This is a genomic window from uncultured Amphritea sp., from assembly GCF_937127095.1.
GTDB lineage: Bacteria > Pseudomonadota > Gammaproteobacteria > Pseudomonadales > Balneatricaceae > Amphritea.
The window spans coordinates 1-9247 of the sequence record NZ_CAKZLP010000070.1; the positions used below are offsets into that span (position 1 = coordinate 1).

The 9247-nt window shown below is 51.9% G+C and carries 9 protein-coding genes; 1 reads left to right on the forward strand and 8 read right to left on the reverse strand.

Annotated features, from left to right (window positions below):
- From Q0499_RS18130 to rsuA, 5 genes are all read right to left on the reverse strand, one after another.
- Positions 1-1250: IS1182 family transposase (locus Q0499_RS18130; RefSeq protein WP_299202392.1), on the reverse strand; the 1250-nt coding region annotated here is incomplete at its 3' end.
- Positions 1251-1791: 541 nt separating this feature from the next.
- Complete coding sequence (locus Q0499_RS18135) at positions 1792-2142, reverse strand: hypothetical protein (protein WP_299202394.1); 351 nt, start codon at positions 2140-2142, stop codon at positions 1792-1794.
- A gap of 545 nt (positions 2143-2687) precedes the next feature.
- Positions 2688-3389: a YciC family protein gene (locus Q0499_RS18140; RefSeq protein ID WP_299202396.1), complete on the reverse strand. Its 702-nt coding sequence runs from the start codon at positions 3387-3389 to the stop codon at positions 2688-2690.
- Positions 3390-3392: 3 nt separating this feature from the next.
- On the reverse strand, positions 3393-4436 hold the full coding sequence (locus Q0499_RS18145) for a methyltransferase (protein ID WP_299202398.1): 1044 nt from the start codon (positions 4434-4436) through the stop codon (positions 3393-3395).
- Positions 4436-5125: a 16S rRNA pseudouridine(516) synthase RsuA gene (rsuA, locus tag Q0499_RS18150; protein ID WP_299202400.1), complete on the reverse strand. Its 690-nt coding sequence runs from the start codon at positions 5123-5125 to the stop codon at positions 4436-4438. Before rsuA ends, Q0499_RS18145 begins: the two co-directional genes overlap by 1 nt.
- 129 nt (positions 5126-5254) lie before the next feature.
- Here rsuA and Q0499_RS18155 point away from each other — a divergent pair, with 129 nt between their 5' ends.
- Complete coding sequence (locus tag Q0499_RS18155; protein WP_299202403.1) at positions 5255-6091, forward strand: 6-carboxytetrahydropterin synthase; 837 nt, start codon at positions 5255-5257, stop codon at positions 6089-6091.
- Between the two features lie 85 nt (positions 6092-6176).
- Here the strand turns inward: Q0499_RS18155 and Q0499_RS18160 are convergent, their stop codons facing one another.
- The 3 genes from Q0499_RS18160 to panB all read right to left on the reverse strand — a co-directional run.
- The gene (locus Q0499_RS18160; protein WP_299202406.1) at positions 6177-7358 is read right to left on the reverse strand and encodes an acetyl-CoA C-acetyltransferase; all 1182 of its coding nucleotides are present in this window, start codon (positions 7356-7358) and stop codon (positions 6177-6179) included.
- Between the two features lie 336 nt (positions 7359-7694).
- On the reverse strand, positions 7695-8543 hold the full coding sequence (gene panC / locus Q0499_RS18165; protein WP_299202409.1) for a pantoate--beta-alanine ligase: 849 nt from the start codon (positions 8541-8543) through the stop codon (positions 7695-7697).
- A gap of 5 nt (positions 8544-8548) precedes the next feature.
- Positions 8549-9247 (reverse strand): 3-methyl-2-oxobutanoate hydroxymethyltransferase (gene panB, locus Q0499_RS18170; protein WP_299202412.1); only part of this gene is annotated, 699 nt, incomplete at its 5' end.

The window sequence follows — 9247 nt, forward strand, 5'->3', positions numbered from 1 at the left end:
CCCATCACGTGCTTGATAATACCGAAAACCGGTTCCACCGTTTGTTTTCTCAACCCATATAATGCCCGCCCCGTCTTCGTTGTCAGTCGGTGTTTCATGAGAGACAGAGAATCATCTGTTTCCGGCGCAGGGAGGTCAGGTGCGAACCGTTCAAAAACGGAAAGATGGTGTTGGTCTCGCGCGATGGCAAGTAAGGGATCAACATTAGCCTGCGTGCAGAGGCTAACATTGTTGGCACTAAAATAACCGGTATCCGCTAACAGATCCGTCACTTTACCTAACTTCACCGGCAAGGCCGTCAGGGGTTTCAGCGCTGGTTCTATTTGCTGTTTGTCGTTCGGGGCCTGAGTTACATGTGTACTCATTATCAGCATCGTCTCTGTATCGACGCTGGCCTGTGCATTGTAGCACTGCTCGAAGCCGCCACCTGATACTGGCATGATGCGCGACTCGTCATCGGTCAGGTTAACCTGATCTTTATCTTTAGGGCCGGGTTCCGGTGGTATAGGCTCCCGACCTTTAGGCTTTTTTCCCACGTCCCTCTGGGCCTGCCGCCTTTCCTGCTTACGCTGATATTCGGCTTGTTCACGTTCAAATCGCTCTTGGGCGCGCACCTCAATGGCGACTTTCGCAGCAGCCAGTGCCTCCAGCCGAGTTTCACGGCGTGCAATCTCCGCAGGAATGTCCAAACCATCAACCACGGGTGTTTGATCAGCTTCCTCAGCCAGAGCAGTCAAGGCTTCCACTTCAGCATGAAGTTGTTTTTCAATCCTTTTTGCATGAGCATAAGACAGCGCTTTATGCTTGCTGGCATTGGCTTTAATCTTGGTGCCATCCAGCGCGATCCGGCCCAGTTTCACCAGATTCATCTCTTGGGCCAGGAGCAAAACCTGGACAAATAGCGCTTCAAAGTGGGGTAAAAACCGACGCCGAAAAGCCGCGATCGTATCATGATCAGGGTGGGTGTTAGCCGCCACATAGCGAAAAGCGACCGAGTCATACGTAGCGCGTTCAATTTTTCTGCTGGAGAAAACACCAGTGGCATAACCGTAGATCAGCAAGCCGAGTAAGACTGCCGGGTGGTGTGCTTTGGAACCCCTGCCTGTGTATTGTTGAGTGAGTTCAGAAAGATCGAGCTGATCGACAATCTCAACGATAAAGCGCGCTAAATGGTCTTCGGGCAGCCAGTCTGATACCGAGGGAGGGAATAAGAAGACAGTATCTCGATCAGCAGTGACAAAACGACTCATAGTCATTATCCGGATGTAGTCAGGGAAGCTCATTATCTCACAGGAGCTTTATTCGATTAAGTCCGACGGGCTGCTAGAACGGCGCTGCGCGCCTGCTAGTGACTAGGAAAATCCTTCTTCATTAGACGTGTGATAACGAGTGTTGTAAGTTTGATTTTAGTAGGTTGGGGTGAGGTACGAACCCCAACAGCAGAGGTAGATGTGACGACGCAAATTAATTACGAATTACCTTGTTAGCAAAGTAACTACCTGATTTTATATGGTGAATAATTATGCGTCCGAGGGAAAAATATCTTCTATTCAGACTCTTTCGCAGGCTAGAACGGCGCTTCGCGCCTTGCTCGAAAAAGCGTTTTTAAGAGCAGTTAAAAGCTGTTCTCAGACGTTGAGCATTTATTGCCCGGCATCCCGAAGCGTAGCGTTGATGGGGCTTACGCTAGTTCTCCCAAAGTTATGCACAGGCTTGTGCGGGCTAATCTGGGGATAAAAGGGCCGTCGCTGATTGTTGCTTTGCGCCTGCCCTGTGTATGCCAGAAAAATATCAGCTTGCTGACCGGTATAGCTCCAGGCCCGCAACGGAGGGCTGCTCTGCTTCGCTGTCACTCAGTACCAGTGCCCGCAACAGGCGACCAGTTATACAGGTGAAACACTGCGGGCCGTTTTTGCTGCAGAGTGAGTTTGCGCAAGCGTTAAGCAGTAGTTCGTGGGTTGCCTGCTGTTGCACCCTGCGATCAGTTGAAAACAGCTCACTGCAAGTCACTATCCCCTGCTCAATTAACTCGGCAACCGCATTGCCACGCCACTCAGCGATGAGGGCTTCGGTCATGCCACTGTGTAGTTTGATGATAGGTTCTTCACGCTCCAGCCAGGCATCGATTCTGAGTGATCCCATGATAAATCTCCTTGCTTATTAATAAGAATGATTCTCATTATGATTTGTTGGCGCAAGAATGCAACTACTTTTTTAACTAAGAAATATGCGCTGCCTAATTATTGCCCGCACGTTGGAAATACAACAATGGTGCGGCTTACGGCAGTTGTCCCAACGTTATGCACAGGCTTGTGCGGCCGAATCTGGGGATAAAAGAGCAGTCGCTAGACGTGACTGCGTCACTTGCTAGTGACTAGGAAAAGCCTTCTTCATCAGGCGTGTGATAACGAGCGTTGTAAGGTTGATTTGGTACAAGGTAGGTTGGGGTGAGGTACGAACCCCAACAGCAGAGGTAGATGTGGGGACGAAAATTAATGAATAATTACCTTGTTAGCAAAGTAAATAACTGATTTTATTAGGTTAATAACTATACCTCCAAGGGGAAAAGACCTTCTATTCAGTCTCTTTCGCAGGCTTTTTCTAGCAAGGGAAGCGAAGCTTCCCGTCTAACCACTAGCAAGTGACGCAGTCACGTCTGGCGAGCCGCGCAGCGGCGGTCTAGTCCCTCAACCCTGCTCCGCAGTGTTCTCCCGCATAACACAATACAGCCGAAAACCGTATATCGTATAAAGACAGTTGAGAAAGCCGAAGACGATATCAAACAGGGCGCGGATGATCAGTGAATCGATTCCCATTGTCTGCAGTAGCGTTTCGATCAGCAGGTTGCCACCCAGCAGTACGGCAAACAGAAAGGCCAGGCCGTTCAGCAGGGGCCAGAAGTATTCAGAGGTGTCCTGCCAGCTGTTTTTCAGGGACTCGGTAGGGCCGGTTTTTTCGATAATGCTGAAGTATTCGGCAAATCCCCAGCGGATCATCATAAAGACCCCGGGGATAAAAAACAGTAACAGGCCGATGGCGATACCGAAGGCGCCCAGCAGTTTGGTAACAAACAGAGGCCCCCAGCGGGTTAAGCCAATTTTCAGCGCTTCAGTGGTGCTGATAGGGGCCTTATTTACTACCGACTCCAGATAGGCGATGGTGGCACCGGCATAGAGTGGCAGGAAGATCAGGCTGGCCAGATAGAACATCAGAATCGAGTTGTTGATCTCTGGGTTTTCCGGATCGACCGATTGCATTGCGCTCATGCTGATCAGGGTTATCAGGATAATAAAGGGCAGTTGTATGCGCATAATTTGCTGCATATGTGCGCGGAAAAAGAACCAGGTTTGTTTAAGATAGGTAGAGATCATGCTGTCTTTGTAACTCATGTCTTAATTCGGTTGGGACAGTAATATCAGCTTGAAGCTGCCATTGTCGGCGACGGTTTCTATGGTTGAGAACAGTTTTTTGGCTTTTCGTTCCAGCGGGATATGCAGGTTGACAACAAAGCAGGCGATACCATCGCTCTGCAGGTGCTTACGTGCGGCATCGAGGAAACGATCAGTCATATCACCCTCAATACTGAACCCCTGATGGAACGGCGGGTTACAGATGATCAGGGGGAATCGTTCGCTGATGCCTTCGGCACAATCCGCGACGATGACTTCTGCATCGATACCCAACTGACGGATATTTTCCTGGCAAGCGAGCAGCGCTCCGGCGTTGTTGTCCGTGGCGGTAATGCGACAGCCTAACGGCGCACAGTTAATCGCCAGATAACCATAACCACAGCCCAGATCGAGCGCTGTTTTCGGCGGGGCAGGCAGGCGCTCGGTGAAACGGACCAGCTCGGCGATTAGAAACGCGCTGCCTTTATCGATTTTGTTCCAGCCATACACCCCGGGCTTGCTGATATAGCTGACGTTTTCGTCAGTCGCGACTACACGCAGGCTGGTATAATCCTGATCTTCGAGTAATTCGGTGTCAGGGGCGCCGGGAGAGTGAAGAATACCCATCCAGGAGTTTTTGTCTGACTTGGACTGCTCGATCTGTCCGGCAAAGAGTTTCTTGGCTTTGTCCAGATAGGTCTTAATGCCTTCGTTTTTCAGGCCTGCGATGCACAGGGTTCCGCCGGGCTTGAGAATACGGATCGCCTGATTGATCACATGGTGAACCACCGGTTTCTCTTTTGACACCCGGTAGATGATTTTATCCACTGTGTGATCGGCATAGGGGGTGAAATCAAAATCAGAGAACTGGCTGGCCCAGCCGGCACTTTCCAGTTGCTGGCAGAGATCATAGCGGTTAGTGATCACCGTGACGGCTGGGTTTACATTACTCGCCTGATTCAGCAGGTTTTCATCGGCGATCCAGAGCGCCAGGCCGCTGGCACTGTCCAGCTCAGGTTTTAACAGTGTAAATGCAGTATCAGTCATCAGAAGGATTTCGCCTCTTCTTCGGTCAGAAAACGAAACTCGCCCGGTTCCAGTTCATCATCCAGGGCGATGGCGCCAATCTGTTCGCGGTGCAGGGCGATCACTTTGTTACCCATCGCGGCAAACATCCGCTTAACCTGGTGGTAGCGGCCTTCATGCAGGGTAACCCGGGCCAGAGTGTCAGAGAGAATATCCAGTGTGGCTGGCAGGGTGGGGTTGTCTTCGTTGCGCAGCATGATGCCGCTGGCAAACGCTTCGGTGTAGTTTTCGCTAATGGGATCGGCTGTGGTGACTAGATAGACCTTATCGCAGCGGTGTTTAGGTGAAGTGACCCGGTGGGACCACTGACCATCGTTGGTGATCAGCACCAGCCCGGTGGTATCAATATCTAAACGACCAGCTGGATGCAGATCTCGAATATTGTCCAGCTCAAGCAGGTCGATAACTGTAGGGTGCTCCGCATCTTCGGTGGCGCACACGGTGCCTTCGGGTTTATTCAGCATCAGGTATTTTGGACCTGGATTCGATACTTCCTGACCTTCCAGTAACACCTCATCACCGCTGACAACTTTGTAACCGTGATCCTGACAGATCTCACCGTTTACCTCGACGTTCTTACATTTGATCTGTCGTTTAATTAGACTGCGCGGTAAACCGGTTGCCTGACTTAGATATTTATCCAGTCGCATTGAATTTCATCTGCCTGTTATCAAAAAACAGCTAGTATACCGGTACCAGCCGGAATGCAATAGAGCTGGTAATCAGCTAATATACGCCGCCCGACTATTCACTTATTTAAACTGACTGTGTGACTGCCTGTGAAGCTTTTTGTAGATAACCTGACCAACGTTGACTTTTCTTACCTGCATCCGCAACGAGGCCTGCTGGGAGAGTCCTGGCTGGTTCAGCTGGTGCTGGATGGCAATCTGAATGAGCAGGGGATGATCTGCGACTTTGCGATTGTAAAAAAAGCGGTAAAGCAGTGGTTTGATAACTGTATTGACCATGCGCTGGTGGTGCCTACCGGAATGGCGAATCTGACAACCCGTCAGGCTGAAGGTGAAACCACGGTGACCTGGCAATACCCGGACGGTGGCGGGTTTTTCTGTCGTTCACCCGAACAGGCGATTGTGCTGGTGGAACTGGACCAGGTGACGGAGACCAGTCTGGCGAAGTGGTGTAAAGAGCGCTTGCTGGAGCTGTTTCCCGAAGAGGTGCAGGGGCTGGAGATCAGCTTTATACCTGAAGCGATCAGCGGTGCTTTTTATCACTATAGTCATGGGTTGCAGCAGCACGACGGTAACTGTCAGCGGATCGCTCACGGGCATCGTTCACGGATTGAGATCTTTCTCGATGGTCAGCGTGATACCGGCGTTGAGCAGCAGTGGGCAGACACTTTTCATGATATCTATATTGGCACCCGCAGCCACCTGCTGAGTGCATCCGCCGCAGAGCATCATTATCAGTATGATGCGCCCCAGGGGCAGTTTGAGATCAGCCTGCCAGCCAACCATTGCTATCTGATCGATACAGAGACCACCGTCGAGCAGATCGCCTGTCATCTGGCGGCGCAGGTTAAACTGTCGTATCCGGATCGTGACGTTATGGTGAGAGCGTTTGAAGGGGTGGGTAAAGGCGCTATTGCGACTGCCTGACATGCTTTTTATCATGAGTGCATGACCGATATAAAAAAACCGCAGCCAAGGCTGCGGTTTTTTTTAGACTGAGATCAGTCGGGGATTAAGCGCGCTCAATTGCCAGCGCAGTACCCATACCACCACCGATACACAGTGTCGCCAGACCTTTCTTCGCATCGCGACGAGCCATCTCGTGCAGCAGAGAAACGAAGATACGGCAGCCTGAAGCACCGATCGGGTGACCCAGAGCGATAGCGCCACCGTTAACGTTAACCAGCTTAGTATCCCAGCCGAGGTCTTTGTTGACAGACATTGCCTGAGCAGCAAAGGCTTCATTGGCTTCAATGAGTTCCAGGTCATCCACTGTCCAGCCTGCTTTTTCCAGCGCTTTCTGTGTGGCGCAGATTGGGCCGGTACCCATGATAGAGGGGTCAACACCTGCAGAGGCGTAGGCTTTGATAGTCGCCAGAACCGGCAGACCCAGTTCAGCCGCTTTTTCAGCAGAACAGAGGATTACGGCAGCAGCACCATCGTTGATAGTGGAAGAGTTACCGGCGGTAACCGTACCATCTTTTTTGAAGGCAGGGCGCAGTTGGCCCAGTGCTTCTGCAGTGGCACCAAAACGTGGCTGCTCATCGGTATCAAATACAACCGGATCACCCTTACGCTGAGGAATGACAACCGGGATAATCTCGTCTTTGAATTTGCCAGCGGTAATAGCAGCTTCAGCTTTGTTCTGAGACGCAGCAGCAAACGCATCCTGCTCTTCACGGGTGAAGCCGTATTTTTCCACGATGTTTTCAGTGGTGATACCCATGTGGTAGTCGTTGAACGCATCCCACAGGCCATCTTTGATCATGGTGTCGACCAGCTTCCAGTCACCCATGCGGGCGCCGTTACGGGAGTTTGGCAGGATGTGAGCGGACATGCTCATGTTTTCCTGACCACCGGCGATGATCATCTCAGCATCACCACAGCGGATCGCCTGAGTTGCCAGTTGGATCGCTTTCAGGCCTGAACCACAGACTTTGTTGATCGTCATGGCCGATACTTCAATTGGCAGACCGGCATTAACCGTCGCCTGACGGGCTGGATTCTGGCCGCAACCAGCGGTCAGCACCTGACCCAGAATAACTTCATCAATCTGGTTGGCGGCGATGCCGGATTTTTCCAGCAGACCTTTAATTACGATAGCGCCCAGATCACTGGCAGGAACTGATGCCAGAGAACCATTAAAATTACCTACAGCCGTACGGCCTGCAGCTACAACAACAACATCACGCATGATCATTCCTCTTGCTTGTAAGATTGCTGCGGTAGTGTAGTCACGCACTGTGACTATTTAATGGCAGGTCAGTCAGTAACCCGACACGAAACACCCTGCAGCTTTTTTGTAGTAATCATTTTTGTGCAGTGCAGTACATCATAGACAAAACGCAACTGCAATGGGGTTTAGCCTATCTGTCGGCATGTAGAATAAAAAAATGACGCCAGACAGGAGAATGTAGCAGTTGTTGGGCGGATAACCAAGCCGACCAAAGGTGAATATCCTTCAGCCGGCCGGGATTGTGGGTGCTTTGATTAACGGAAGCGCAGGCTTTGAAACTTTGTGTGTTCGGGTTTAGAGGTCAATAACCATATTGTCGATAAGGCGCGCTTTACCCAGATAGGCTGCGGCGACCAGTACCAGTTGCGTGTCTTCCGGACCGGCCGGTTGCAGATCTGTGCGGTTGCAGATGGTGTAGTAGTCCCGTTTAAAGCCTGCCTGTTCCAGCAGTGTCTGGGCTTCTTCCTGCAGCGTCGGATAGTCGCGACGGCCAGCGCTGATCTGATCGATTGTCTGGCAGATCGTGCTGTTCAGGGTGGGCGCAGTTGCTAATTCCGCTTCGGTCAGATAACCGTTACGGGAGCTGAGCGCCAGACCGCTTTGTGCCCGTGCAATCGGAGCGCCGAGGATCTCAACCGGCAGAAACAGGTCTTCAGCCATGCGGCGGATAACCATCAGTTGCTGAAAATCCTTCTCGCCAAAGATGGCAACATCGGGCTGGACAATGCCAAATAGTTTGCACACTACAGTCGCGACACCGCGGAAGTGTCCCGGGCGGGTTGCGCCGCAGTGGATATCCGAGATGCCCGGTACTTCGATCAGGGTCTGGATAACCTGGCCGTTGGGGTACATCTCATTGATATTCGGGGCAAACAGGTAGTCGCAACTGGCGGCTTCCAGTTTTTCCTGATCAGCCGCCAGGGTGCGCGGATAGGCATCCAAATCTTCGTTCTCACCGAACTGCAGTGGGTTGACAAAGATACTGGAGACGGTGATATCCGCATGATTGTTGGACTGGTGGATCAACTGGATATGGCCGGTATGGAGATTGCCCATGGTTGGGACAAAACCGATTTTTTTGCCAGCACGACGCTCCTCACCGAGCACTTCACGCAACTCGGCGATTGAATAGATAGTTTTCATCGTTATTAGAATCCGTGTTCCGGTCCGGGGAAAGTGCCTGCCTTTACTTCGTCGGCATAGGCTTTAAAAGCACCCGCGATATCATTGCTGTCAGCCATAAAGTTCTTCACGAACCTGGGGCTGCGGCCCGGAGTGATGCCCAGCATATCGTGCATCACCAGCACCTGAGCGTCGGTTTCAGCGCCGGCACCAATACCGATAACCGGAATGTCGACCGCTTTAGTGATCTCACCTGCCAGGAGTGCCGGAACACATTCCAGCAACAGCATCGCTGCGCCCGCCTGTTCCAGCCGTACCGCGTCTTCGATCATCTGTTTCGCGGTATCGTTGTCACGGCCCTGGACTCTGTATCCGCCGAGGACGTTGACCGCCTGTGGTGTCAGCCCCAGATGTGCGCATACCGGAATACCCCGCTGTGCCAGCAGAGTGATGGTTTCATCCAGCCAGGCAGCGCCTTCCAGTTTGACGATATGGGCACCGGCCTGCATCAGTACTGCGGCACTGTCCATCGCTTGCTCGGGCGTGCCGTAGCTCATAAAGGGCAGGTCAGACATGATCATCGAACCCTGATTGCCCGCTTTGACTGCTGCGGTATGGTAAGCCATCTCTTCGACGGTGACTGGCAGCGTACTGTCATTGCCCTGCAATACCATGCCCAGGGAGTCGCCCACTAACATCACCTCAACACCCGCGGTGCTGATAAG